The organism is Amycolatopsis sp. cmx-4-54, assembly GCF_046548895.1.
In the GTDB taxonomy this organism is placed as follows: domain Bacteria; phylum Actinomycetota; class Actinomycetes; order Mycobacteriales; family Pseudonocardiaceae; genus Amycolatopsis.
In genome coordinates this window covers 213,858-238,499 of the sequence record NZ_JAEBEJ010000005.1, presented here as the reverse complement: position 1 = coordinate 238,499, position 24,642 = coordinate 213,858, and the positions used below count along the sequence as shown (strand labels likewise).

The following is a 24,642-nucleotide window of genomic DNA, read 5'->3' as shown; positions in this document are numbered from 1 at the left end:
CGCGTGTTCGGTTCCCCTATGCCTGTGAACACGGAAAAACGGGCCTCCTGGTTCAATCCGGCACCCGATGGTCGCCGAAATTGAACCGGATGGCCGCCTGGGCCGTGTGTAGGGGCATGACTGCCGAACTCCACTCCCGCCGCACCGTCCTGACCACCGGGGCCGCCGTCGCCGGCGCGGCCGTCGGTGCCGTGGCCCTCACGGCCTGCGGAAGCGACAGCAACCCGCCGTCCGGTTCGACCGCCGCACCGCCCGCCGCCGCACCGGGCGAGACCCTGACCGCGCTCTCCGACATCGAGGTCGGCAAGGCGAAGGCCGCCAAGACCGCGGACGGCAAGGACGTCATCGTCACCAGGACCGCCGAAGGCACGGCGGCCGCGTTCAGCGCGATCTGCACGCATCAGGGGTGCGCGGTCGTGCCCGAGGGCGCGGAGCTGAAATGTCCCTGCCACAACTCGATCTTCGACGCCGCGACCGGCGCGGTCAAAAAGGGACCGGCGGACCAGCCGCTGCCCTCGATCGCGGTCAAGGTCACGAACGGCCAGGTCGTCACGGCCTGAGAGATACACACGAAAGGGTCCCTTCAGGACGGGAAGTCCGTCCTGAAGGGACCCTTTCGGCAAGCTTTCAGCTGTCCCAGGTGAAAATCGGGTCGCCGGCCTCGACGTCGCCGCCGGTGAGCAGTCCGGAAAGGACTTCCGCCTTCGCGTCCAGCGCCACGACGGGCACGATCGGCGAGTAGCCCGCGGCTTTGACCGCGTCGGGGTCCCAGCCGACCACCGGCTGCCCGGCTCGGACGGCCTCACCCTTGACGACGTGGAGGGTGAACCCCTCGCCCTTCTGCTTCACCGTGTCGATCCCCAGGTGGACCAGCACGCCGCGGCCGTCTTCGGTGGCCACCACGAACGCGTGCGGGTGCAGGGTCACGACCGTGCCGTCCACCGGGGCGACCGCGTCCTGGCGTCCGCCCGAGGGCAGGACCGCGATGCCGGGGCCGACCATCGCCTGCGCGAAGACCGGATCGGGCACTTCGGTCATGGCGGTCGTCTTGCCGCTCACCGGGCTGAGGATTTCGAGACTCACAACAGATCCTCGATGTCGCTGGCGATGTTGTCGGCCTCGGGGCCCACGATCACCTGGACACCGGCACCCATGCGCACGACGCCCATCGCACCGGCGGCCTTCAGCGCCGCTTCGTCGAGCAGGCTCATGTCTTCCAGCTCACAGCGCAGCCGGGTGATGCACCCCTCGACCTCGATGACGTTCTCGGCACCGCCGAGCCCCGCGAGGATCTTTTCCGCCCTGTCATCCGCCATCGCGGTCTCCCTGTTCCCTGTCGGTTTCCCACATGCGAACCAGCTGTACTACGCCGTTCGCCGACTCGCACGTGATCCCTGGCCACGAACGCGTAACGGTGGTTGACACCCGCTCGTGCGACGGAGCATCCTGCCCCATCGGATCATTGGTCTAGACCGGAACGTACCAATCTTCCGGACCAGATGCGAGTACGGGTTCCCCGACCGACCGGCCCGAAAGGACGGTGACCGTCATGAGCGCTTCGGCGCAGCTGCCGCCGTCCGACCGTGTGATCAACGGACCGACGCCCAAGCACGCCCAGCTGCGGGAGATTCTGCGCCGCACGGTGGAGCGTGAGCTACCCCCCGGCTCACCGATCCCCTCGGAACGTGACCTCGCCGAGACCTACCAGGTGTCGAGGCTCACGGTCCGCTCGGCGATCGGCAAGCTGGTCGAAGAAGGGCTCTTGTCGCGGGTGCGCGGCAAGGGGACGTTCACCGCCGCGAGGCGGATGGAACTGCAGCTCTACCTGATGTCCTTCACCGAGGACATGCGCCGTCGCGGGATGACCCCGACCACGGAGGTCGTCAAGACCTCCACCGAGGTCCCGCCGGCCCCCTCGGCGCACGCGCTCGGCCTGGCCGCCGGGACCCCGGCACACCGCATCGTCCGGCTCCGCCGAGCCGACGGGGTGCCGCTGGCGGTCGAACGCGGCTGGTATCACGCGGGCCGGATGCCCGGTCTGCTCGACCTCGATCTCACCCGATCGTTGTACGTCCAACTCGCCCAGTCGTACGACCTGCGCCCGGACCACGCGTGGCAGACGGTCTGGGCCGAATCCGCGGACCGCGAAACAGCACGCCTGCTCGGCATGCGCGCCGGCAGTCCGCTTCTTGTCTTCCGCCGGGTCTCCAGCGTCAACGGGGAACCGATCGAAGACATGACTTCCTGGTACCGGGGCGATCACTACCAGGTCACCATGCAGCTGGACCGGAACACCCCGGATTCCGGTCATCATCCTCACTACGGAGGTACCCGATGAGCTCCACCACCGCGGAGGGGGCGAAGGGCAAGGGCAAGGGACTGGCTGGGCTTCAACGCTTCGGCCGCAGCCTCATGCTCCCCATCGCCGCTCTGCCCGCCGCCGCGCTCCTGAACAGGTTCGGTCAACCCGACCTGCTCGGCAAGGACGGCCTCGGCTGGGACAAGGTCGCCGAAGTGCTCGGCGCGGCGGGCAACTCGCTGTTCAACTGGCTGCCGCTCCTGTTCGCGGTGGGTATCGCCGTCGGCTTCGCCCGGAAGAGCGACGGCGCGACCGCGCTGGCCGCCGTGGTCGGCTTCTTCGTGTTCACCAGCGTCCTCCAGGTGTTCACGCCGTTCTCCGAGCTGCCGGGCTGGGACCCCGAGAAGCCCGCCGGCCTGATGCTCAACCCGATGAAGTGGTCCTACAGCGTGCTGGCCGGCGTGATCGTCGGCCTGGTCACCGCCCTGCTGTGGCAGAAGTTCTACCGCATCAAGCTGCCGCCGTACCTGGCCTTCTTCGGCGGCCGCCGGTTCGTGCCGATCATCACCGCACTGACGCTGATGATCCTCGCGGTGCCCTTCGGCCTGGTCTTCCACTGGGTCAACGAAGGCATCCAGGCCGCGGGCGAGGCGGTCACCGGCGCACCGGTCGTCGGTGGCGGTATCTACGGTGTGCTGAACCGGTTGCTGATCCCGGTCGGTCTGCACCAGCTGCTGAACGTGCCGGTGTGGTTCATCTTCGACGGTGGTGACCTCACCATGTTCTTCGAGGGCGACCCCACTCGCGGCGCCTTCATGACCGGGTTCTTCCCGATCTTCATGTTCGCCATCCCCGCCGCTGCGCTGGCGATCTGGCAGAGCGCGAAGCCCAGCCAGAAGAAGATCGTCGGTGGCGTGATGATCGCCGGCGCGCTGACCTCGTTCCTGACGGGTATCACCGAGCCGATCGAGTTCTCGTTCATGTTCGTCGCGTGGCCGCTGTACCTGATCCACGCGGTCCTGACCGGTACGTCGATGGCACTGGTGAACGCGCTCGACATCCACCTCGGCTTCGGTTTCTCCGCCGGTGCGATCGACTTCGCGCTCAACAGCGGTCTCCCGGCGGCGAGCGGCAACGTCTGGCTGCTCATCCCGATCGGTCTCGCCTACGCGGTCATCTACTACGTGATCTTCCGTTTCGTGATCAAGAAGTGGAACCTGCGGACCCCCGGCCGCGAGGACGACGCGATCGAGGCGGATCTCGAAGCCACCGCGGCGAAGCCCGTCAAGTAGTTTCAGCTCAGTAGGACCGAAGGGACGAAGGGGAAAGAACATGCCGGAGAAACGCGTCACCGTGGCCAGCAAGGTGGGCCTGCACGCCAGGCCCGCGGCGACGGTCGCCAAGGCGGCCGCGGCGCAACCCGTCGCGGTGCACATCGCCAAGGCGGGCGGTGACCCGGTCGCGGCCGGCAGCGTGCTGAACCTGATGACGCTCGCCGCCGGTTTCGGCGACGAGGTCATCATCAGTGCCGAGGGTGAGGGGGCCGAGGCGGCCGTCGAGGCCATCGCCGAGCTGGTGGCGACCGACCTCGACGCCTGATCCCGATCCCTGCCGTCCGCGGTGAACCCGCGACCGCGATCCACCTCTGCGAAGCCCGGGCCGCCCCGACCGGCCCGGGCTTCGTAGGGTGTGGGGCATGGAAAGCGTGCGCAGGATCGAACAGTGGCCGGTGGACAACGCCGCCACGGCCGTGGTGACCGCCGCCGGTGACGTGCTGGGCACGCACGGCGACACGACGAAGGTGTACAAGCTGGCGTCGGTGACCAAGCCGCTCACCGCCTACGCCGCGCTGATCGCCATCGAAGAGGGCGTCGTCGAACTGGACACCCCCGCCGGGCCGGAGGGCTCCACGATCCGGCATCTGCTCGCGCACACCTCGGGCCTTGCCTTCAACGAGCACAAGCCGATGGCCGCGCCGGGCAACCGGCGCCTGTACTCCAACGCCGGATTCGAGCAGCTCGCCGACGCGCTCACCGAGCATTCGGGCATCCCCTTCGCCGACTATCAGGCGGAGGCGCTTTTCCAGCCGCTGGGCATGAAGGCGACCAAGCTGACCGGTTCCCCCGCTTCGGGCGCCGAGTCCACTGTGGACGATCTGGTCGCGTTCGCCGCCGAACTGCAGGCACCGAAGCTCATCGCCGCCGAGACGGTGCGCGAGGCGACTTCCGTGGTCTTCCCCGGGCTTTCCGGCGTCCTGCCGGGCTTCGGCCACCAGAAGCCGAACGACTGGGGGCTCGGATTCGAGATCCGCGACCACAAGAGTCCACATTGGACCGGATCGTCGAGCTCGCCGCGGACCTTCGGCCACTTCGGGCAGTCCGGCACGTTCCTCTGGGTCGATCCCGACGCCGGTGCCGCCTGCGTCGCGCTCACCGACCGGGCCTTCGGCCCGTGGGCGGCCGAGGTGTGGCCGCCCTACACCGACGCCGTACTGGCCGAACTCACTCCATGACCCGGATCGGTGAACCCGCCTGGAAGGCCGCGATATCCTCGACCGCGTCGCGGTAGAAGATCTCGTAGGTCTCCCGGGTGACGTAGCCGATGTGCGGCGTGAGCACGACGTTGTCCAGCGTCCGCAACGGATGCGCCGAAGGCAGCGGCTCGACGTCGTACACGTCCAGCGCGGCGACCGCGATCTCCTTGCGACGCAAGGCGTCCACCAGCGCGGCCTCGTCCACGATCGGTCCGCGAGAGGTGTTGACGAGCATCGCCGTCGGTTTCATCGCGGCGAGTTCGGGCGCGCCGACCAGCCCGCGGCTGCGGCGGCTGAGCACCAGGTGGATCGACAGCACGTCCGCGCGGGCGAACAGTTCGTCCTTCGAAACCGCCGTCACACCGTGGGGATCGGCCTTCTCCTGGGTCAGGTTCTGGCTCCAGGCGATGGTCTCCATGCCGAACGCCTGGCCGATCTTGGCCGCACCGGCGCCGAGCCTGCCGAGCCCGAGCAGCCCGAGGGTCTTGCCGGACAGGATCGTGCCGACGGTGGTCTGCCAGCCGCCCTCACGCATGTTCCGCGCCTCGACCGGCACGTTCCGCGCGGCGGCGAGGATCAGCGCCCAGGTGTGCTCGGCCGCCGGGGCCGCGATGTAGCCGGTGGAGCAGACGACCACGCCGTTGCGCCGGGCGGCGGCCACGTCGATCGCGGCGTTGCGGTGGCCGGTGCTCACCAGCAGCTTGAGCGCGGGCAGCCGGTCGAGGACTTCGGCGGGGAAGCGGGTGCGCTCGCGCATCGCGACCACGACCTCGAAAGCACGGAGGCGCGCGACCACGTCGGCGGGATCCGCGAACGGTTTCGTGAACACCTCGATGTCGGCGCCGAGGGAATCCCAGTCCCCGAACCCGAGCGCCACTTCCTGGTAGTCGTCGAGAATCGCGATCTTCATGCTCCCCAGGCTAGAGTCGGCGCCGAAGCCACGCCTGGGGAGGCCACCGTGATCCTGGAGTTCCGCACCTACCGGCTGAAGCCGGGGACCAGCGAAGAATTCCTCCGCGTGATGACCGAAGAGTCCATCCCCCTGCTGGAGCGCGCGGAGCTGCGGGTCGTCGACTTCGGACGCTCGCTGGTCGCCGAGGACGGACACGAAGAGGCGTATCTGATCCGCGCGTTCGGCTCGCTCGAGGAGCACGAACGGCAGGAACGCGAGTTCTATGGCAGCGAGGCGTGGCTGACGGGCCCGCGCGAGGCGATCGTCTCGCGGATCGAGAGCTACCACACGATCGCCATCGAGACCTCCGAAGAGGCGGTCAAGGCGCTCGAACGACGATGACCGGGAAACGAGGAGTGGGGATGCACGAGGGCGAAATCCTGGCCTGGACCGAGACCGAACGGCTGAGCTTCGCGGATCTGCTGGAGAGCCTCGCCGAGCAGGACTGGCCGGTGAAGACCCTGTGTACGGAGTGGACGGTCCACGCGATGGCGGGCCATCTCGCGCAGACCACCAGGAACCGGCTCAAGGACACCCTCGTCGGCATCGTGAAGGCCAAGGGGAACTGGGACCGGATGAACGTCGACCAGGCCGTCGCCTACGCCGCGCGGTTCACCCCGGCCGAACTCGTCGCCCAGATCCGCGAGGACGCCGGCTCGGCGCGCCGCCCGCTCGGCGCCAAACCGGTCGACGAGCTCGCCGATGTCCTCATCCACGGCCAGGACGTCGCCCGGCCGCTCGGCATCGACCGGCCCATGCCGGAGAAGCCGGCGATCGCGGCACTGGAGCATCTTCTCGTCAGCCCGTTCTGGGGCGCCAAGAAACGCTGCAAGGACCTCAAGCTGGTCGCCACCGACGCCGATTGGTCCGGCGGAGCGGGCACCGAAGAGGTCCGGGGCCCGCTCGTCGACCTGCTCCTGTCGGTGAGCGGGCGAAGCATCGGCCTCGCCACGCTCACCGGCCCGGGCACCGCCCGGCTCGGCGCCGGCTGACCGTCACCAGCGCGGGACGAACACGTCCACGCGCACCAGATGGTGGTCCGAAGCGTCGTTGAGCCGGGCCAGCGGTGACTCGGGCAGCGGCCAGAAGACCTCGGCGCGCCAGGGGAACAGGCCCTTCGACGGCAGGACGTAGTCGATCCGCAGGTTCCCCGGCGCGTTGTCGTTGAAGTCACCGGTGTCGAAGTACGGGTCGCCCTTCTGGCCGATGTTGGCGCCGGCCTGGTCCTGCGCGGCCCGTACACCGCCTTCGCTGCCCGGCCGGGTTTCGATGACGCGCGGGGCGTTCAGCAGTCGCGAGATGGCGCCGGGGACGCTGTCGCCGTCGAGCGGGTCGGAATTCTGGTCGCCGGCGATGACGAACTTCTCGCGCGCGCCCAGCCCGGCGCGGCGGCCGTTGTCGTCGTGGATGTAGCGGCCCTTGCCCGGGGTCACGTAGTCCGCCCAGAAGCGGATCTCGTCGTGGTTGCGGGTGCCGTTGCGGTCTTCGGGGCCGTCGAAGGTGGGCGGCGTCGGGTGCGAGGCCAGGAAGTGCACGGTCGAGCGGCCGACCCGGATCGGAACGTCCCAATGGGACTTCGACGACAGGCGCAGCACGTCGAGCGCCTGCCGCGAGTACCAGTCGTCCGGCGCCACGGTGGCCGGGTCGTCCGGGAGCAGCGCGCCCGGCATGTCCTTCCAGAGGAACTTCTGGAACGTCCGCGCGTTCTGGGTGTCGATCGGGTACTTCGAAAGCACGAGCATGCCGTACTGGCCCTCGAAGAGGCCGAAGCCGTGCGCGTCGTTGCCGCCGCCGACCTGGCCGTTGCGGTCGAGGTCGAACCCGGTCGCGACACCGGTGTTCGACGGCGCGGTGAAGGCGTACGGGTAGTCGATCGGCGCCGCGCCGTTCTGGCCGCGGGCGAGGTAGTTCTCGCGGAACAGGTCCGCGGCGCGGTTGCCGGGCACGTAGTCGAACTCGTTGATCAGCAGCACGTCCGGCCGGTTGCGCTGGATCACCTCGGCGACCTCGTTCGCCTGCGCGTTGCCCGGCTGCGACAGATCGGTCACCAGCTGACCGGCGGCTCCGCGGTTGAGCGAAGCGTTGTACGTCGCGAAGCGGATGTTCTGCCCGACGGTGGCTTCCGCCGGTGTGGCGGCCAGCAGCGTCCCGGCCAGCAAGGCGCCCGATGTGAGCACGGCGGCGATGCGTTTCACGGTCTTGAACTCCCATTTCGAGGGCGACAGTCGAGGCGACCTTACGCACCCGTCGTGGCCGCTGGGGTGAGGTTCAGGTGAACAGCACCTCTTGAACGCGTTCAAAATCTGGGCTACGGTGCTTCTTGAACACGTTCAAAAGGAGGTCCCCATGCAACCCGTAGTCGTGGCCTACGCGCTCTACCTGGCCATCACCGTCCCCCTGACCGTGCTGGTCGCCCGCACGCTGAGCAGACACGGCAAGACGTTCCTGGAAGACGTCTTCCAGGACGAACAAGCCTTGGCGCATTCGGTCAACCAACTGCTCGTCGTCGGGTTCTACCTGGTCAGCCTGGGTTTCGTGACCCTGTTCCTGACCAGCGACGCCACCGTCCTCGACGCGCGCGACGTCTTCGAGATGCTGTCGGTCAAGGTCGGCACCGTGGCGCTCGTGCTCGGCGTGATGCACATCGGGAACGTGCTGGTGTTCAACGGGATCCGGCGCAAACACCTCAACCACGCGGCCGAGCGGGCCGTGCCGGTGCCGCCGCCGTACCCCGGCTACCCGGCGCCCGCTCCACACCCCGCGCCCTGACCGGATACCGTGCAGTGGTGGCGAAGAGTGAGGAAACCAAGTCACTGATCGTGGCGACGGCGTTGCGGTTGTTCGCCGAGAACGGCTACGACCGCACGACCATGCGGGCCATCGCCGCCGAAGCGGGTGTGTCGGTCGGAAACGCCTACTACTACTTCGCCTCGAAGGATCAGCTGATCCAGGGTTTCTACGACGAGATCGCCAACGCGCACCTGACGAAGGCGCGCGAGACGATCGCGGGTGAGCGGGACTTCAGCGCGCGGCTCAAGACCGTCCTGCTCACCTGGCTCGACGTCGCCGAGCCGTACCACCGCTTCGGCAAACAGCTCTTCGTCAACGCCGCCGACCCGGACTCACCGCTGAGCCCGTTCAGCGAGGAGTCCTCGCCCGCGCGGGACGCCTCCGTCGGCCTGATGCGCGACGTCATCGCCGACTCCGACGTCAAACTCGACCCGGACCTGCGCGACGACCTGCCCGATCTGCTGTGGCTGTACCAGATGGGGGTCGTGCTGTTCTGGGTTCACGACCGGTCTTCCGGGCAGAAGCGCAGCCGGATCCTGGTGGAACGGACGGTCCCGCTGATCGCGCGGCTGGTGGGGCTCTCGCGGCTGCGGGTGCTGCGGCCGGTGAGCCGGGAGATCGTTTCGCTGATCCGGGATCTCTCGAAGCGGGACGACGTCGCTTGACGCGCGTTTAGTCCTCTGAATGCGGTGCGGGCCGCGCCAAGGCGGTCGTGGGGGTGAGCGCACACCCACGAAGCGACCGCATTCAGAGGACTGAATGCGGGGCGGTCAGGACTCCCGGACGGTCCGGAAGTACAGGAACCGCGGCTCGGTCCGCAGTTTCGCGTACCACCGCGGGTCCGCTTCGGCGGCGGTCTCCTGCGGCATCGGCTCGACCAGCCTGTCGACGGCGAACCCGGCGTCCCGCACCGCGCCGAACGTCCAGCTCAGCGGCCGCCGGTAGAACCGGACCTTCTGGCCCGCCGGGAATTCGTCCTCCAGCAGTTCGAGCTGGAAGTAGTTCCGCTTGTCGAACCAGCGCCAGTCCTCACCGGGATGGTGCACCGAGAACACCAGGAGCCCGCCCGGTTTGAGCACCCGCCGGAACTCCGCCAGCGCCGGCGCCCAGTCCTTCAGGTAATGCAGCACCAGCGACGCCGTGACGACGTCGATCGAGCCGTCCTCGAGGAACGGCATCGGCCGCGAGACGTCCGCCGCCTCGAAGCGAGCGACCTCCCCGAACTTCTCCCTGGCGACGGCGACCATGCCTGCGCTGGCGTCGACGCCGAGGACGTCCGCGCCCTTGGCGGCGAGCAGGGCGCTGAGGTGACCCGCCGCGCTGCCGACGTCCAGCACCCGTTTGCCCGCCACGTCCCCGGCCAGCTCCACGATGGCGGGACGGTCGTAGTGGGCGTTGGTGCTGCTGGTTTCGGCGTGCGCGGCGTAGAGCCGGGCGAAACCGTCGTACTGGGCGGCGCGCGCCCGTTCGATGATCTCGTCGATCACCTCGGTCTTGGCGTCGGCGTAGTGCTGGATGTACTTCCAGGTGCGCGACGCCAGTTCACGTTTCTTGGCCTCGTAGAGCCTCAGTTCGTCCTCGTGTGCGATCAGGCGCTCGCGGAAGAGCCGGTAGCGCTCGGTCTGGCCGTTGTCCGGTGAGTAGACGTGCAGGTTGATGTTGGTGTCCGGGCCTTTGAAGCAGCGGTGCTTCTCCCACTCCGGCTCGCGGATGACGAGCTTGTAGCCCTCGGCCTCCAGGTGCGGCACGTAGGCGTCTTCGTCGTCCGAATCGGCGACGATCAGCATGAGGTCGATGATCGGTTTCGCGCAGAGACCCGGCACCGACGTGGAGCCGACGTGTTCCAGGACCAACGCGCGCTCCCCCAGGATCCCCCTGATGCGCTTCGCTTCCCGGTCGAACAGCTCGGGCCACTCCGGGTCGTATTCGGCCAGCGTGACGGTGGAATTCAGGACGGGCGCCTGGTCGACCCACGCGCTGCTGATGTCTTCTTCGGTGTAGTTGTCCCGGTCGGGTTTAGGCATCGACCCCTTGTTCCTTCCTCAGCACTCCTCGCGAGTCTGCGCGCGACGCGATCACGTCGCCAGGGCGCAAGGAGGAACAAGACGTCCCGTCCCCCGTCAAGAGCGCCCTGCCGCCGAGATCGCGGGCCGTCCGGCCAGGGGCGCGCGGTGGTCACCTGGTTGCCGCGACGCCCCTCTCGAGGCAGTCGGCCAGATTATCGAACCCGAGCGATCTTGTCAGGCGTTTTCCGCTGAAGGAGCTCTCCGGACACAGCCGTGAGGGAAGGCACCGGTCCGTGAAGGACTCCTTCACTACCCGCCCAGCCGTGCGACCTGGCCCCTTTGGTCCGGTCAGCCGATCGGCAGAGAAAGGATCCCGCCGGTCGCTTCGCGCAGCGCGTCCCGCATCTCGGCCCGCGGCGCCGGCTGCCCGGTGAAGTACTCGGACTGCCCGAAAGCCTGATGCAGCAACATGTCCAGTCCGGTCGCGAGCCGCCCGCCCCGCTCGGCGACGGCTTCGGCGAGCGCGGTCGGCCAAGGGTGATAGATGACGTCGAGGACGCAGGCGATCCGGGCCAGCTCCGCCAGATGCGGCCGGACGGCGTCCGGGGGCACGGTGTTCACCAGCACCGCCGACTCGGCCGCGAGTTTCCCGAAGTCGGCGTCCGCCCAGCGGACGACCTCGGCGTCGAGCCCGGCCCGCTGAGCCACCTCGACCGTTTCCGTCGCCCGCGCGGGATCGCGCACGACGAGCCGCACCGTCCGCACGCCGAGCGACGCCAGCCCGACGACGGCCGCGGCCGCGGTCCCGCCCGCGCCGAGAACGACGGCGGCATCGTCGGTGTCGTTCTCGCCAGGGGTGTACTCCCCCGCGATCCGCAGCGCCTCGGTGACCCCGTCGACGTCGGTGCAGTCGGCCAGCCAACCGGTTTCCCGGCGCACCAGCGTGTTCGCCGCGCCGACGGCCGCCGCGCGCGGCGTGACCTCGTCGGCGTGCTCCAGCGCGGCCCGCTTCCCGGGCATGGTCACCGAAAGGCCGGCCCACTCCGGGCCGAGGCCGTCGACGAACGCAGGCAACCCGGGACCGTCCATCTCGACCCGCTCGTAGGTCCAGCCGTCCAGCCCCAGCGCGCGGAAGGCGGCGCCGTGCAGCACGGGCGAGAGCGAGTGTTCGACCGGTTTCCCGAGTACCGCGGCCTTGCGGTCAGATGACACCTCGCCTCTCCGCCTCATCTCGGTTCTTCCTGTGGTCGTCGAACGTCACCGCGAAGCAGGAGAGCCCGTTCTTCTCGCATTTGACGAAGAACAGCCAGTCTCCGGCCGTCGGCTTCAGCGCGGCCTGGATCGCCTCCGCGCTCACGACCGCGATCGGTGTCGGAGTCAGGCCGACCATCTTGTAGGTGTTGTAGGCGCCCGCTTTTTCCCGTTCTTCGGGTTTGGTGAGCAGGGTCGGCCGGTCGAGGACGTAGTTGACCGTCGAGTCCATCTCGAGCCGCATCTTCTTGTCGAGCCGGTTGTAGATGACTTGCGAGATCTTCCCGAAGTCGGCCTTCACCGCCTCGCGTTCGATGATCGACGCGATGACGAGCGTCTCGTAGGGCGACTTGCCCTCCCCCTTCGACTGATCGCTCAGCCCGGCGTTCAAGATGCGCTCCGCCGAGGTCTTGACGACGAAGGTGAGCAGTTCTTCGGCCGTCCAGCCGGGCTTGATGTTGTAGATGCCCGGGGCGATCAGTCCTTCGAGCCGCCGGTCCTTGTGCTCGGCGTTCGTGGCGGCCTCGACGGCCCACGACGGGACGCCCAGCTTCGCCAGATCCGCGGTCTCGATCGTCTTGCGCAGTTCCTCGACCGGGACGCAGGTGCTCGTTCCGTTGATATCGGCGCAGGAAGCCTTGGACAGCAAGGAATACACACCCGGGGTCACCTTGCCGCCCGGCTGGGTGATGTCGTGGAACTGGGTGTACGGCCGGATCTCGACCTGACCGACCTTCGACGCGGGCGCGATCATCTTCTCGACCGCGCTGGCACCGGACATCTTCGTCTTCATGACGTAGTAGCCCTGCTGGAGCCGCGAGACGGCGGTGTTGTCCTCGCCCGCCTTCACGAACGCCTTGCCGCTGGCGACCACGCCGGCCGCCTGCAGCCGGTTACCGATCGCCGACGTCGAATCGCCCTTCTCCACCTGGACGAGGACGTCGCTCTCGCCGGCACCTTGGTAGTCGTCGTACCCGAAGATCTCGGTGAAGCCGTAGTAGGCGCCACCGGCGAGCAGGACGAGCACGGTCAGCGCGGCGACCCAGCCCAGCGCGCGCTTCTTCTTGGGCTTCTTGGGCGGCGGTCCCTGCCGTTCGGGACGCTCGTCCTCGATGCGTTCGGGCTCGGCCCGGTCTTCGTCTTCGTAATCTTCGTAGTCGTCGTACTCGTCATAGTCGTCGTACGGGTCGTCGTCGCCGAAGATCTCGTTGTATTCCGCTTCGCTGCCCTCGGGCGGCGAAGCGGGGTTCGCGCCGGGACGCCGGGCGATCGGCGCTTCCTGGATCGCGGGGAGGATGTCGGTCGGCCGCTCGTCCGGGAGCGGGCCGTCGTCCTCGCGGCGCCTGCGGCGGCCGGGGCGGGGCGCCTCGTCCTGGGCGTAGGCGGGCACACCAACACTCCGGTCACCCGGCTGGGGGGACCGCCGCTGCGGCGCGGGGGGCGGTGGCGGGACCGCGGGTTCCGGGGCCCGCCTCGGCGGGACCGGACGCTGCGGCTCTTCGGCGGCGCGCCGGGCACGCGGCGGCGGCTCTTCCGGCGACCGGCGGGCACGCGGCGGTGGGTCTTCCGCCGGACGCCGGACGGGCGGCGGCTCTGGCGGATCCTGCCGGACGTGCCGTCGTCCCGTCGGCTGGGGTTCGGGCCGTCGACGCGGCGGTGCCGGTGGCGGGCTGGCCTCCTCAGGCTCCCGCAACCGTCGTCTACCGCCCTGACGGCGCTCGGGCCGGCCGTGGGGCTCGGTCATGTATCGCCCTTCCGTGCGCGATGTGCCGCTACCGCGTCGATCCACGCCTGCAGGATCTCGACCGCGGCCGCCTGATCGACGACGGCACGTTGCTTACGTCCCTTCACCCCACGCTGCGACAGCATCCTGGATGCCGTCACCGTGGTCAACCGCTCGTCGGCCAGTCGCACCGGCACCGGCGCGATCCTGGCGGCGACCTTTTCGGCATAGTCCAGCGCCGCTTCGGCCGCCGGGCCATGACGGTCCTTGAGCGTCCTCGGCAAGCCGACGACGACCTCGACCACGTCGTGTTCCGTGACGAGTCCGACGAGCAGGTCGACGTCCTTGTCGCCCGCCGCGTCGCGAGTGAGGGTAACGAGAGGGCTGGCGAGGATGGGGTCGGGATCGCTCAACGCGACCCCGACCCGGACGGATCCGACATCCACGCCAAGCCGCCTGCCACGCCCTGGATCGGACTCTCCTGGCCGATCCGGGCGCCGCTGGGGGGCGTCGTCAGCCAACTTGGGCGACCGCCGCGCGCAGGGAGGCGATGGCCTGCTCGGCCCCGGCGGGGTTGGTGCCCCCGCCCTGTGCCATGTCCGGCTTGCCGCCGCCACGGCCGCCGATCGCCTCGGCGAACGACGGGACGAGCTTGCCCGCCGCGATGCCCTTCTCCTGCGCCGCCTTCGTGGTGGCGACGACGAAGGCGACCTTCTCGCCTTGCGGGGCGAACAGCGCGACGATGCCGGGCCGGTTGCCGAGCCTGCCTCGGATGTCCGAAGCCAGCGCGCGCAGGCCGTTCGAATCGACGCCCTCGCCGAGCTTCTCCGCCACGACCGCGACGCCGCCGATGTCCTCGGCCTTGTCCGCGAGCGAGCCCGCCGAACCGAGCACCTGCTGGGTGCGCAGCTGCTCGATCTCCTTCTCGGCATTCTTGAGCCGGGTGAGCACGTCGTCGATCCGCGACGGCAGCTGCTCCGACGGCACCTTGAAGGTGTTCGCGAGCTGCGAGACGAGCAGTTGCTCCTTGCGGACGTACTTGAGCGCGTCCGTGCCGACCAGCGCCTCGACGCGGTGCACGCCGGAACCGATGGACGAGTCGCCCACCAGCTTCACCAGGCCGAGCTGGCCGATGCGGTCGACGTGGGTGCCACCGCAGAGTTCGCGGGAGTACTCGCCCATGTCGACGACGCGGACGTCGTTGCCGTACTTCTCGCCGAACAGCGCGACCGCGCCCAGTTCGAGGGCCTTGTCCTTGGTGGTGACGAAGGTGTTCACCTCGACGTTGGTCTGGAGGTAGTCGTTGACCTCCTCCTCGACCTCGGTCAGCACGTCGGCCGACACGCCGCCGGAGGTGGTGAAGTCGAAACGCATGCGGCCCGGCGAGTTCAGCGAACCGGCCTGCGCCGCGCGCTTGCCGTACGCGCCGCGCACGGCGGCGTGCACCAGGTGCGTCGCGGAGTGCGACCGCTCGATCGACAGGCGGCGGTGCTGGTCGACCGAACCGGTCAGCGTGCTGCCGATGCCGACCTCGCCCTCGGTCACCTCGACGCGGTGCACGAACAGGCCCGGCACGATCTTCTGCACGTCGTGAACCTTGAGTTCGACGCCGTCGCCGAGCAGCACTCCGGTGTCGGCGACCTGGCCACCGCTCTCCGCGTAGAACGGCGTGCGGTCCAGGACCAGCTCCGCCTTCTTGCCCGCGCCGACGCTGGAGACCGGCACGCCGTCTTCGAGCAGCGCGACGACCTTCGCCTCGGCCTGCAGGTCGGTGTAGCCGAGGAACTCGGTCTCACCGGTGCGCTCCAGCACCTTGCGGTACTCGGACAGGTCGCCGTGGCCGGTCTTGCGCGACGCCGCGTCGGCCTTCGCGCGCTGCCGCTGCTCGTTCATGAGCGTGCGGAAGCCCTCTTCGTCGACCGTCAGGCCCTGCTCGGACGCCATCTCGAGCGTCAGGTCGATCGGGAAGCCGTAGGTGTCGTGCAGCTGGAACGCCTTGTCCCCGGCCAGCAGCGAACCGCCGGAGCGCTTGGTCTCCTCGGCCGCGAGGTCGAAGATGCGCGAACCGCTGGTGAGCGTGGAGAGGAAGGCCTCCTCCTCGACGCGCACGACGTCCTCGATGCGGTCGAAACCGGAGACCAGCTCGGGGTAGGTCGGGCCCATGGTGTCGCGGACGACCGCGGCGAAGGCGGGCAGCACCGGCTCGTGCACGCCGAGCAGGCGCGCGGAGCGGATGATGCGGCGCAGCAGGCGGCGCAGCACGTAACCGCGGCCGTCGTTGCCCGGGGTGACGCCGTCGCCGATGAGCAGGACGCCGGTGCGGGCGTGGTCGGCGATGACGCGGAACCGGACGTCGTCGGTGTGGTCGGATCCGTAGCGCCGTCCGGAGAACTCCTCGGCGCGGCCGATCACCGGGCGGACGAGGTCGGTCTCGTAGACGTTCTCGACGCCCTGCAGGATCGTCGCGACCCGCTCGACGCCCATGCCGGTGTCGATGTTCTTCTTCGGCAGCTCACCGATCGGCTTGTGGCCGTGCTTCGGGCTCTTGTCGCCGCGCACGTCCTGCATGAAGACGAGGTTCCAGATCTCGATGTAGCGATCCTCGTCGGCGACCGGGCCGCCCTCGCGGCCGTAGTCCGGGCCGCGGTCGTAGTAGATCTCCGAGCACGGGCCGCCGGGACCGGGCACGCCCATGTCCCAGTAGTTGTCCTTGCCGTCACGGGACTGGATGCGCTCGCCGGGCAGGCCGGTGAGCTTCTTCCACAGGCCCGCCGCCTCGGAGTCGTCCTCGTAGACCGTCGCCCAGATGCGGGCCGGGTCGAGGCCGTAGCCGCCTTCGCTCTGGGGCTTGGTGATCAGCTCCCAGGCCGCCTCGATGGCGCCTTCCTTGAAGTAGTCGCCGAAGGAGAAGTTCCCGGCCATCTGGAAGAACGTGTTGTGCCGCGTGGTCTTGCCGACCTCGTCGATGTCCGGCGTGCGGACGCATTTCTGGACGCTGGTCGCGCGCGGGTACGGCGGCGGGGCCTCGCCGAGGAAGTACGGCTTGAACTGGACCATGCCGGCGTTGACGAACAGCAGGTTCGGGTCGTCGAGGATCAGCGGCGCGCTGGGGACGCGCGTATGTCCCCTGTTCTCGAAATGGCTCAGAAAGCGCTGGGTGATTTCGTGTGTTTCCACGGGATCGTCCTTGTATACGGGCTCGCGCGAACGCGCTGGGAATGCGGACAGGCCGGAACGGCGGAGGGCCGGGACTCTTCCGGTCGCGGAGGCGACCCGATCAGCCCTCCGCCCGGCGAGCTCGCCGGGCCGGGCGCCGCGGCGACGCCGCGTGCCTGCCCGCAGGGCCTTCGGCGGCCGAGCTCAAACCGGTCCGTTCGGACACCATGTCGTGCAGCTCCTGTTCCCGTTCGCTCATCCCGGCGCGGACCTCCGCACCGAACGAACCGACGGCACCCGCGAGTTCCCGCACGGCGTCGCCCAGGTTCGAGGCTAACCCCGCGGGCGTGGCCTGGCGAGCGGTTTCCGTCGCTTTGCGTGACAAGGCGACGCCGGCGACCACGCCGACGCCGAGCCAGAACAGGCGCTTCATTTGCGACCCCGCCTCTTCGCCGGGCGGGCGGCTTTCGCTTCCGCCTTCTTCCGGCGGGCCTTGAGGGCCTTGCTGAGGCCGTAGGACAGCGCGGCCGTCTTCACCAGCGGCCCGCCGAGCGTCGCGGTGAACACCGAGGACAGCGCGGACACGTTGCCGGACACGGCCTGCGCGTTGGCGGTGATGCCGTCGACCCGCTCCAGCTGCGCGTTGACGTGCGTGATCGTCTCGTTCGCGCCGATCAGCAACGGGTCGGTGTTCTCGTGCGCCTTGCGGATGGCGATCGTGGCCTCGTCCAGGGTCCGGCCGAGCTTGAACAGCACGATCGCCAGCAGCACGACGAGTACGACGAATGCTCCTGCGGCGATCAGCGCGGCGATCTGCCCTGCCGACACGGGCCCTCCTCAAGGGTCTGCGGTCTTGGTGCCCGTGAGGTTACCGCCCCGCTGCCCGTTCGGCGGTGTCGCCCCGCCCGACGATCACTCAGCGCAGTGACTTCACGACCGACCTCACGACGAACCGGACGTCAGCGCCCGCTCTTGGGCGGCGTGGTCTTCGCCTTGCCGGGCGGGTCGCCGTGCCCGCGGCCGTTGCGGCGGTCACTGCTCGGCGGCGGCGAGGCGGTGGCTGCCCGTGTGTCCGGCGGGTCGGGCGGGGCGGGCGGGGCGGGCACAGCCGTGGCCCGGACCGGAACAGACGTGGCGCTCGTATACGGGGTTTCGTGAACCGGCTCGGGCGTTCCCCGCGATGCCGGCGGCGAAACCGGTCGGGGCTCACCCGTCGTCGCGGCGGGCGGCGTTGTCGAGGGCGGCGTTGTCGTGGACTGTGTCGTCGTGGGCGGCCGGGACGTCAGCTGTGGCGCGGGTACCGGTCTGGGGCCCAGCGCGGTGGGCAGCTCCGGCACACCGGAGAACGCGACGAGGAGAAGTGCTCCGTAACCGGCGGCGGCGCCGGCACTGATCGCGATCCGGCGGACGACACGGCGACGGCCATCGGGTCCGGCGGACACCGGCTCCGGGAGATCTCCCCCACCGTCGTCGGTTTCGTCGTGATGCTCAGGAATCACGGCCATCCGGGAATCGTACGGGCGGACCACCCCGGACGCCGTGTCACCACCGACTCCGAGTCGACCTGTTCGGTTCTTGTGACGTTCATTTTCCTGGGACAAGGTTCCGGCATGCCTGAACTGTCACGCCGTACGTTGCTGGGCGCCACCGGCGCCGCGGCCGCCACCACCCTTCTCCCGCCGTCCGTGCACGCCGCCATGGCCGAACCCATGCGACGGGGCGGTCTCGACGCCATCGAGCACGTGATCGTGCTGATGCAGGAGAACCGGTCGTTCGATCACTACTACGGCAGCCTGCGCGGGGTCCGGGGCTTCTCCGACGCGCATCCGCTGGAACTGCCGTCGGGGACGTCGGTGTTCGAGCAGCCGAACCCGGCGGGCGGCACGGTATTGCCGTTCTCGGTGCGCAAGGCGGCCGAACTGGCCGGGCGGAAACCGGACGACATCCAGTACCTCGGCGACCTCGACCACAGCTGGAACGGCAGCGGCAAGGCGTGGGCGCGCGGCTGGAACAACGGCTGGATCGCGGCGAAGACGCCGGCCACCATGACCTACTACGAGCGCCGCGACATCGCGCTCCAGTACGAACTCGCGGACACCTTCACCATCTGCGACGCCTACCACTGCTCGATCTTCGGTTCCACCAACCCGAACCGGAACTTCCTGTGGACCGGGACCACCGGGTTCGAACCGGGCAGCACGACGAACCGCGCGGTCACGAACGCGGCGTACTCCTACGACCACAAGGGCTACGACTGGACGACGTACCCGGAACGCCTCGAATCCGCCGGGGTGCCGTGGCAGATCTACCAGGAGTGGGACAACTTCACCGACAACGCGGTCGAGTACTTCGTGCCGTTCAAGAAGGTCGGCACGAAGATCCTCGCTTCGGTCGAGGGGAAGTACCGCACCACCGAAGAGTTCTACGACACCCTGCTCAAGAAAACCCCCGAAGAGCGCACCAAGCTGCTGGCGCAGTTCGACGCCGGGGTCGCGAAACTGACGCCCGCCGAGCGGAACCTGTTCCAGAAGGCCATGTATCGCAGCGAGCCGGAGACACTGGTGACCCGGCTGAAGGCGGACATCCAGGCGCGGCGCCTGCCCGCGGTCAGCTGGCTGGTGCCGTCCGCGAAGGACTCCGAGCATCCCGGCGCGTCCACCCCGGTCGGCAGCGCGAACCTGATCTACCGCGTGCTCGACGCGCTGGCGTCCGACCGCGAAACGTGGTCGAAAACGGTGCTGCTGATCAATTTCGACGAGAACGACGGCTACTTCGACCACGTCCCGCCGCCGATGCCGCCCGGGAATGAGGCCAACGACGCGGACCACTTCAACGGCCAGCCGCTCGGTTTCGGCCCGCGCGTGCCGATGACGATCGTCTCGCCGTGGTCGATCGGCGGCAACGTCGACTCCACCGTGTACGACCACACCTCGGTCCTGCGGTTCCTCGAACGCTGGACCGGGATCGCCGAGCCCAACATCAGCAAGTGGCGGCGGACCGTCGCGGGCGATCTCACCGGCGCCTTCGACTTCTCGCGCGCCGGACGTCAGCCGCGGGTGCACCGGCCCGGCCCGGTGCCCGCGCCGATCAGCCGCTGGCGGCCGTCCGCGCCGGCGGAGCAGAGCCTGCCCGTGGCCGAGCCGGGCAACCGGCCGTCCCGTCCGCTGCCGTATCAGGTGTCGGTGTCCGGCGCGGTGGACAAGTCGGGGAACCTGGCGCTTTCGCTGGCCAACAGCGGCTCGTCGTCCGCGCATTTCGCGCTGTACCCGTACAAGGGTGAATTCGCCGAGCCCGCGCACCGCGACGTCCGCGGTGAGGCACCCGAACTCGTCCGGCCGGCCGGTGACGAGTACCGCGTCGTCGTCCAGGGGCCGAACCGGTCGTGGTGGGAGCTTCGCGGAAACCGTCGCGGAGCCGCCGCGGGTGTCGACGTCCGGACGCGGTTCCTGACGTGGCGCTCGGGTGTCGAGTTCAAGCTGTCCAACTCGGGCACTTCGGCGCTGACGCTGCGGCTGTCGTCTTCGCGGTTCACGCGCGTCGTGCGGGTCGGGGCTGGGCGTTCGGTCACGGTCGACTGGCCGGTTTCGGGCGGCTGGTACGACGTGAAGGTCACCGCGGACGGGGATCCGTCGTTCCTGCGGACGCTGACCGCGCGGGTGGAGAACGGGCGGACCGGCGTCTCCTGCTGATCGTTCCGTGAAGGTCTCCTTCCCTACCCTGAGAGTAGGGAAGGAGGCCTTCACGGACTTGTGCGCTATTGCGGCCGGCGCCTCCGCCAGTACGCGAAGCAGACTGCCGCCAGCAGCGGTCCCCAGAGCAGGAGCGGGGCGTAGGTGAGATCGAAGAAGGCGCGTTCCCAGCCGTGCATCGCCTCCATGGGGTGGTCGCTCGGGAGTAGATCGCCTTGGAGGGTGCGCCCGGCCAGTGAGGTGGCGACGGCGGCGGTCCACAGAACGGTCAGGATCGTGGCACCGAGAGCGGCGGGGACCACAGCGGCGAGGGGCGGTACCTTGCGGCCGCCCAGCAGTGGAATCCAGCGCGGGAGGACCTCTCCCCACCCGGCGATCAGCCCGATGGCGGTGAAGGCGATCAACTCGGAGACGACGGACAACGCGACGACGTACACCGGCCCCGGCAACCACGACGGGAGCTGACCCGAACCGTGCGGGCCGTCGCCGCCGATGTCGAAGACGACGGTCATGATCCGCCACACGCCGGAGGGAAGCACGGTGAAGGGGATGGCGTAGGCCGCGACCTTGGCCCACCGGGGGACCCCGGGCACCGGGGCGTGCGCTCTGGTCCACGCGGCGCGTAGCCGCCCGGTCGCGGTGGCTTGGTGGACGGTCATTCGGGCTCCTCGAGTTCCGCTCTCATGATCGGTTTCAACGATCACAGCCGCCCTGATCCGCTGCGTCCCCCGCCGGAGGGAAGCGGGTCCACTCCATGGGGGAACGCGCCTAATTCGGTTGCGTGCGGGTCGCCCGCGTTTCTAGCGTCGCTTATGACCGTCACCCTGCACGCGCTCGGTATCGCCGCACACGACCCGCGACGTCTGGCGCGCTTCTGGGCGGGCCTCCTCGGCTGGGAAGCCGACGGCGACACGCTGATCCCGAACGACGACACCGGTTTCCGGCTCGGTTTCGTACCGGCGGACGAACCGAAGACCCGCCAGAACCAGATGCATTTCGACCTGACGAGCGAGTCCGTCGAGGACCAGCGCCGGACGGTCGCGAGGGCACTCGGGCTCGGCGGTGGCCACATCGACATCGGCCAGCGCCCCGAGGAGAAGCACGTGGTGCTCGCCGACCCAGAGGGCAACGAATTCTGCGTCATCGAGCCGGGCAACGACTTCCTCGCCGAATGCGGTTTCGTCGGCGCGATCGCGAGCGACGGTTCGCAGGAGGTCGGCTACTTCTGGAGCGAGGCGCTCGGCTGGCCGCTGGTGTGGGACCAGGACCAGGAGACGGCGATCCGGTCGCCGCACGGCGGCCCGAAGATCACCTGGGGCGGTCCGCCGTTCACCCCGAAAACCGGGCCGAACCGGCTGCGTTTCGTCCTGACCGGCTCCCTGCCGGAAGTCGAGCGGCTCGTCACGCTCGGCGCGACCCGGCTCGGTGCGGGGAACGGACGGGTGGAGATGGCGGATCCCGACGGGAACGAGTTTTCCTTCGTGGTGCGGGAAACGGCGGCATAACACGCACGAGATGGGGCCGGGAGCATGACCACCGTCGAGCTAGCCGGACCTGACGAACCACAGGTACGGTCCGCCGTACGGCACCGGATGGAAATTGGTCTACACCTATTGACGCGCGGCAGGTCAGCGGCTCAAGCTGCTGGGACCGAGGGCCATCTTCCACTGTCGGAGGTTCGGCGTGCCAAGGAGAACCAGGAAACTACTCCCCCTGCTGGCGTCGCTCATCACGCTGGCCGGACTCATGATCGTCGTCATCACCCCGTCCCCGTCGAGCGCGGCAGGCCATGAGGACTGCCGTCCCGACGGGCTGTACCGGACACCCGGCGTCGACACCCCCTACTGCACCGTCTACGACACCGCCGGCCGCGAATCCCTGGGAGAAGGGCATTCTCGCCGCGTGATCGGCTACTTCACCAGCTGGCGCACCGGGAAGAACGGCGCACCGGCCTATCTGGTCAACAACATCCCGTGGTCGAAGGTCACCCACCTCAACTACGCGTTCGCGCATGTGGACGCGCAGAACAAGGTCTCGGTCGGCGCCCCCAGCGCGACCAACGAGTCCATCGGCATGGAATGGCCCGGCGTACCCGGCGCCGAAATGGATCCGTCGTTGCCCTACAAGGGACATTTCAACCTGCTGAACAAGTACAAGAAGCAGCACCCGAACGTGAAGTCGCTGATCTCGATCGGCGGCTGGGCCGAAACCGGCGGCTTCCTGAACCCCGACGGCACCCGCAACGCCTCCGGCGGGTTCTACAAGATGACGCAGAGCCAGGCCGGTATCGACGTCTTCGCGGATTCCGTCGTGGAATTCCTGCGCACCTACGGTTTCAACGGCGCGGACATCGACTACGAGTACGCGACGTCGGCGAACTACGCCGGCAATCCGGATGACTACTGGATCGCGCAGGCCAACCGCGGCACCCTCTGGGCCGGCTACGAGAACCTGATGCGCACGCTGCGCGAGAAACTCGACCGGGCGGGTTCCGCCGACGGCAAGCACTACCTGCTGACGGCCGCCGTGCCCGCGTCCGGCTGGCTGCTGCGCGGCCAGGAGGTCTACGGCGTCACGCGGTATCTCGACTACGCCAACATGATGAGCTACGACCTGCACGGCGCGTGGAACCAGTTCGTCGGGCCGAACGCCGCGCTCTACGACTCCGGCAACGACGCGGAACTCGCGCACTGGCAGGTGTACACGACACCGCAGTACGACGGTCAGGGCTATCTCAATACCGACTGGGCCTATCACTACTTCCGCGGCGCCATGCAGGCAGGCCGGATCAACATCGGCGTCGGGTTCTACACCCGCGGCTGGCAAGGCGTGTCCGGCGGGACGAACGGCTTGTGGGGCAAGGCGCCACTACCGGACCAGAAACAGTGTCCACCGGGCACCGGGTCACACGTCGGCTCGACGGTGCCGTGCGGCAACGGCGCGATCGGCATCGACAACCTCTGGCACGACCTCGGCCTGGCGGGCGGCGAGGTCCCCGCGGGCGCGAACCCGATGTGGCACGCGAAGAACCTCGAAAACGAGATCACCCCGGACTACCTGGAGGCGTACGGGCTGACGCCGAAGACCGACCCGACGGACCGGATCTCCGGCGCCTACAACAGGCACTACGACAACACGATGGTGACGCCGTGGCTGTGGAACAACGACAAGAAGGTGTTCCTGTCCACTGAGGACGAAGCCTCGCTCGCCACGAAGGCCAAGTACGTGGCCGACAAGGGCATCGGCGGCATCATGATCTGGGAACTGGCGGGCGACTACGCCTTCGACGAAGCCAAGGGCCAGTACTTCATGGGCGACACGCTGATCACGAAGATCAACGACGGCCTGCGCGGCGCCGCCCCGTACGGCAACGCCAAGTCGCCGCGTCCCGCGCCGTCCTCGGTGCTGAACGCGAACGTGAACCTGACCGGATTCGCGCTGGGCGACGCGAACTATCCGATCACCCCGCGGATGCGCATCACCAACAATTCGACCACCACCATCCCCGGCGGGACGAAGATCGAGTTCGACTACGGCACGAGCGCGCCCGGCAGCATGTCCGACCAATCCGGCTTCGGCCTGACGGTCACGAGCAAGGGCCACAGCGGGCCCAACGTCGGCGGAATGAAGGGAGACTTCCAGCATGTCGCGGTGACCGTGCCGACCTGGCAGAACATCGCCCCGGGCGCCACCGTCGAGATCCGGCTGAACTACTACATGCCGATCGCGTCGCCGTCGAACTTCACGTTCACCTTCGGCGGGACCACGTACGCGATCGCGTCGGATCACCCGCGTGGCGGCGGCACCCCGCCGACGACCACCACGACCAGCCCGACCACCGGTACGACGACCCCCACGACCAGCCCGACCAGCCCGACGACGACGCGGACGACCACCACCACCCCGACGACGACCACTTCGGTGCCGTCCGACGCTTGGAAGCCAGGTGTCGACTACGCCACCGGTGCTCGCGTGACCCACAACGGCGCGGCCTACGTGTGCCGGCAGGGCCACCGGTCCCTTCCCGGCTGGGAACCGCCGAACGTGCCTGCCCTCTGGACCCCCGCCTGACAGAGCCCCGGCAGCGCGCTATGAAAGGTCCTTTCCTTGCAAAATTTGCAAGGAAAGGACCTTTCATAGCGTTGGCGGGACGGCTCGCGAAGGCCGACGCGAATCGGACGTGAGTGGCCGGGCTGCCCTCAGGGCCACGTTGCGAAAGCCACTTTCGCAACGTTGAAGGTTG

At 68.8% G+C, this 24,642-nt stretch carries 24 protein-coding genes and 1 pseudogene; 12 read left to right on the top strand and 13 right to left on the bottom strand.

Annotation, left to right across the window (positions count from 1 at the left end; genetic code table 11):
- Positions 1 to 116: 116 nt before the first annotated feature.
- Positions 117 to 560: a Rieske (2Fe-2S) protein gene (locus ACLJQ7_RS18350; RefSeq protein WP_340683153.1), complete on the top strand. Its 444-nt coding sequence runs from the start codon at positions 117 to 119 to the stop codon at positions 558 to 560.
- Positions 561 to 627: 67 nt separating this feature from the next.
- Here the strand turns inward: ACLJQ7_RS18350 and ACLJQ7_RS18345 are convergent, their stop codons facing one another.
- Together ACLJQ7_RS18345 and ACLJQ7_RS18340 are read right to left on the bottom strand one after the other, a co-directional pair.
- On the bottom strand, positions 628 to 1,083 hold the full coding sequence (locus ACLJQ7_RS18345; protein WP_016333082.1) for a PTS glucose transporter subunit IIA: 456 nt from the start codon (positions 1,081 to 1,083) through the stop codon (positions 628 to 630).
- A pseudogene (locus ACLJQ7_RS18340) lies at positions 1,080 to 1,325 on the bottom strand (glucose PTS transporter subunit EIIB); the annotation flags it as partial. The pseudogene ACLJQ7_RS18340 and the gene ACLJQ7_RS18345, both read right to left, overlap by 4 nt.
- A 224-nt stretch (positions 1,326 to 1,549) precedes the next feature.
- Here ACLJQ7_RS18340 and ACLJQ7_RS18335 point away from each other — a divergent pair.
- The 4 genes from ACLJQ7_RS18335 to ACLJQ7_RS18320 all read left to right on the top strand — a co-directional run bounded on the left by ACLJQ7_RS18335 (position 1,550) and on the right by ACLJQ7_RS18320 (position 4,811).
- Positions 1,550 to 2,338 carry a GntR family transcriptional regulator gene (locus tag ACLJQ7_RS18335; RefSeq protein ID WP_034318372.1) on the top strand — a complete coding sequence of 263 codons (789 nt, stop codon included), beginning with the start codon at positions 1,550 to 1,552 and terminating at the stop codon, positions 2,336 to 2,338.
- Entirely contained in the window at positions 2,335 to 3,591 is a 1,257-nt protein-coding gene (locus tag ACLJQ7_RS18330) for a PTS transporter subunit EIIC (protein ID WP_410649411.1), read from the top strand. The genes ACLJQ7_RS18335 and ACLJQ7_RS18330 overlap by 4 nt, the downstream gene beginning before the upstream one ends.
- Before the next feature lie 40 nt (positions 3,592 to 3,631).
- Entirely contained in the window at positions 3,632 to 3,898 is a 267-nt protein-coding gene (locus ACLJQ7_RS18325) for an HPr family phosphocarrier protein (protein ID WP_410649410.1), read from the top strand.
- 97 nt (positions 3,899 to 3,995) lie between these two features.
- On the top strand, positions 3,996 to 4,811 hold the full coding sequence (locus ACLJQ7_RS18320) for a serine hydrolase domain-containing protein (RefSeq protein WP_410649409.1): 816 nt from the start codon (positions 3,996 to 3,998) through the stop codon (positions 4,809 to 4,811).
- Here the strand turns inward: ACLJQ7_RS18320 and ACLJQ7_RS18315 are convergent.
- Positions 4,801 to 5,742, bottom strand: a complete 942-nt coding sequence (locus ACLJQ7_RS18315) for a D-2-hydroxyacid dehydrogenase family protein (protein WP_410649408.1) — start codon at positions 5,740 to 5,742, stop codon at positions 4,801 to 4,803. The two genes, ACLJQ7_RS18320 and ACLJQ7_RS18315, sit on opposite strands and share 11 nt — an antisense overlap.
- A gap of 48 nt (positions 5,743 to 5,790) precedes the next feature.
- On the opposite strand from ACLJQ7_RS18315, the gene ACLJQ7_RS18310 reads away from it, so the two are divergent.
- Both ACLJQ7_RS18310 and ACLJQ7_RS18305 read left to right on the top strand, forming a co-directional pair.
- Complete coding sequence (locus ACLJQ7_RS18310) at positions 5,791 to 6,126, top strand: NIPSNAP family protein (protein ID WP_410649407.1); 336 nt, start codon at positions 5,791 to 5,793, stop codon at positions 6,124 to 6,126.
- A gap of 20 nt (positions 6,127 to 6,146) precedes the next feature.
- Positions 6,147 to 6,776: a maleylpyruvate isomerase family mycothiol-dependent enzyme gene (locus ACLJQ7_RS18305; protein WP_410649406.1), complete on the top strand. Its 630-nt coding sequence runs from the start codon at positions 6,147 to 6,149 to the stop codon at positions 6,774 to 6,776.
- A gap of 3 nt (positions 6,777 to 6,779) precedes the next feature.
- On the opposite strand, the gene ACLJQ7_RS18300 is transcribed toward ACLJQ7_RS18305, so the two are convergent.
- Positions 6,780 to 7,979, bottom strand: a complete 1,200-nt coding sequence (locus ACLJQ7_RS18300; RefSeq protein WP_410649405.1) for an endonuclease/exonuclease/phosphatase family protein — start codon at positions 7,977 to 7,979, stop codon at positions 6,780 to 6,782.
- Between the two features lie 151 nt (positions 7,980 to 8,130).
- Here ACLJQ7_RS18300 and ACLJQ7_RS18295 point away from each other — a divergent pair, with 151 nt between their 5' ends.
- A complete protein-coding gene (locus tag ACLJQ7_RS18295; protein WP_410649404.1) occupies positions 8,131 to 8,553 on the top strand; it encodes a hypothetical protein in 423 nt (140 codons plus the stop codon).
- Positions 8,554 to 8,570: 17 nt separating this feature from the next.
- On the top strand, positions 8,571 to 9,239 hold the full coding sequence (locus ACLJQ7_RS18290) for a TetR family transcriptional regulator (protein WP_410649403.1): 669 nt from the start codon (positions 8,571 to 8,573) through the stop codon (positions 9,237 to 9,239).
- 105 nt (positions 9,240 to 9,344) lie between these two features.
- On the opposite strand, the gene ACLJQ7_RS18285 is transcribed toward ACLJQ7_RS18290, so the two are convergent.
- The 8 genes from ACLJQ7_RS18285 to ACLJQ7_RS18250 all read right to left on the bottom strand — a co-directional run bounded on the left by ACLJQ7_RS18285 (position 9,345) and on the right by ACLJQ7_RS18250 (position 18,215).
- Positions 9,345 to 10,598: a GrpB family protein gene (locus ACLJQ7_RS18285; RefSeq protein ID WP_410649402.1), complete on the bottom strand. Its 1,254-nt coding sequence runs from the start codon at positions 10,596 to 10,598 to the stop codon at positions 9,345 to 9,347.
- A gap of 330 nt (positions 10,599 to 10,928) precedes the next feature.
- A complete protein-coding gene (locus ACLJQ7_RS18280; RefSeq protein ID WP_410649401.1) occupies positions 10,929 to 11,810 on the bottom strand; it encodes a shikimate dehydrogenase in 882 nt (293 codons plus the stop codon).
- Entirely contained in the window at positions 11,782 to 13,221 is a 1,440-nt protein-coding gene (gene mltG / locus ACLJQ7_RS18275) for an endolytic transglycosylase MltG (RefSeq protein WP_410649400.1), read from the bottom strand. Before mltG ends, ACLJQ7_RS18280 begins: the two co-directional genes overlap by 29 nt.
- A 350-nt stretch (positions 13,222 to 13,571) precedes the next feature.
- The gene (gene ruvX, locus ACLJQ7_RS18270) at positions 13,572 to 14,075 is read right to left on the bottom strand and encodes a Holliday junction resolvase RuvX (protein WP_034318271.1); all 504 of its coding nucleotides are present in this window, start codon (positions 14,073 to 14,075) and stop codon (positions 13,572 to 13,574) included.
- Positions 14,068 to 16,731, bottom strand: a complete 2,664-nt coding sequence (gene alaS, locus ACLJQ7_RS18265) for an alanine--tRNA ligase (RefSeq protein WP_410649399.1) — start codon at positions 16,729 to 16,731, stop codon at positions 14,068 to 14,070. Before alaS ends, ruvX begins: the two co-directional genes overlap by 8 nt.
- Before the next feature lie 100 nt (positions 16,732 to 16,831).
- On the bottom strand, positions 16,832 to 17,143 hold the full coding sequence (locus tag ACLJQ7_RS18260) for a hypothetical protein (protein ID WP_410649398.1): 312 nt from the start codon (positions 17,141 to 17,143) through the stop codon (positions 16,832 to 16,834).
- Positions 17,140 to 17,538 carry a DUF948 domain-containing protein gene (locus ACLJQ7_RS18255; protein WP_410649397.1) on the bottom strand — a complete coding sequence of 133 codons (399 nt, stop codon included), beginning with the start codon at positions 17,536 to 17,538 and terminating at the stop codon, positions 17,140 to 17,142. Before ACLJQ7_RS18255 ends, ACLJQ7_RS18260 begins: the two co-directional genes overlap by 4 nt.
- 131 nt (positions 17,539 to 17,669) lie before the next feature.
- Positions 17,670 to 18,215 (bottom strand): hypothetical protein, encoded by a 546-nt coding sequence (locus ACLJQ7_RS18250; protein ID WP_410649396.1) that lies wholly within the window; start codon positions 18,213 to 18,215, stop codon positions 17,670 to 17,672.
- Positions 18,216 to 18,320: 105 nt separating this feature from the next.
- Between ACLJQ7_RS18250 and ACLJQ7_RS18245 the strand changes: the two genes are divergently transcribed.
- Entirely contained in the window at positions 18,321 to 20,399 is a 2,079-nt protein-coding gene (locus ACLJQ7_RS18245; RefSeq protein ID WP_410649395.1) for a phosphocholine-specific phospholipase C, read from the top strand.
- Positions 20,400 to 20,464: 65 nt separating this feature from the next.
- Here the strand turns inward: ACLJQ7_RS18245 and ACLJQ7_RS18240 are convergent, their stop codons facing one another.
- Positions 20,465 to 21,058, bottom strand: coding sequence for a hypothetical protein (locus ACLJQ7_RS18240; RefSeq protein WP_410649394.1), 594 nt, complete (start codon positions 21,056 to 21,058; stop codon positions 20,465 to 20,467).
- A 153-nt stretch (positions 21,059 to 21,211) separates the two neighbouring features.
- Between ACLJQ7_RS18240 and ACLJQ7_RS18235 the strand changes: the two genes are divergently transcribed.
- Positions 21,212 to 21,904: a VOC family protein gene (locus ACLJQ7_RS18235; protein WP_410649393.1), complete on the top strand. Its 693-nt coding sequence runs from the start codon at positions 21,212 to 21,214 to the stop codon at positions 21,902 to 21,904.
- A gap of 178 nt (positions 21,905 to 22,082) precedes the next feature.
- Positions 22,083 to 24,470 carry a chitinase C-terminal domain-containing protein gene (locus ACLJQ7_RS18230; protein ID WP_410649392.1) on the top strand — a complete coding sequence of 796 codons (2,388 nt, stop codon included), beginning with the start codon at positions 22,083 to 22,085 and terminating at the stop codon, positions 24,468 to 24,470.
- Positions 24,471 to 24,642: the final 172 nt, after the last annotated feature.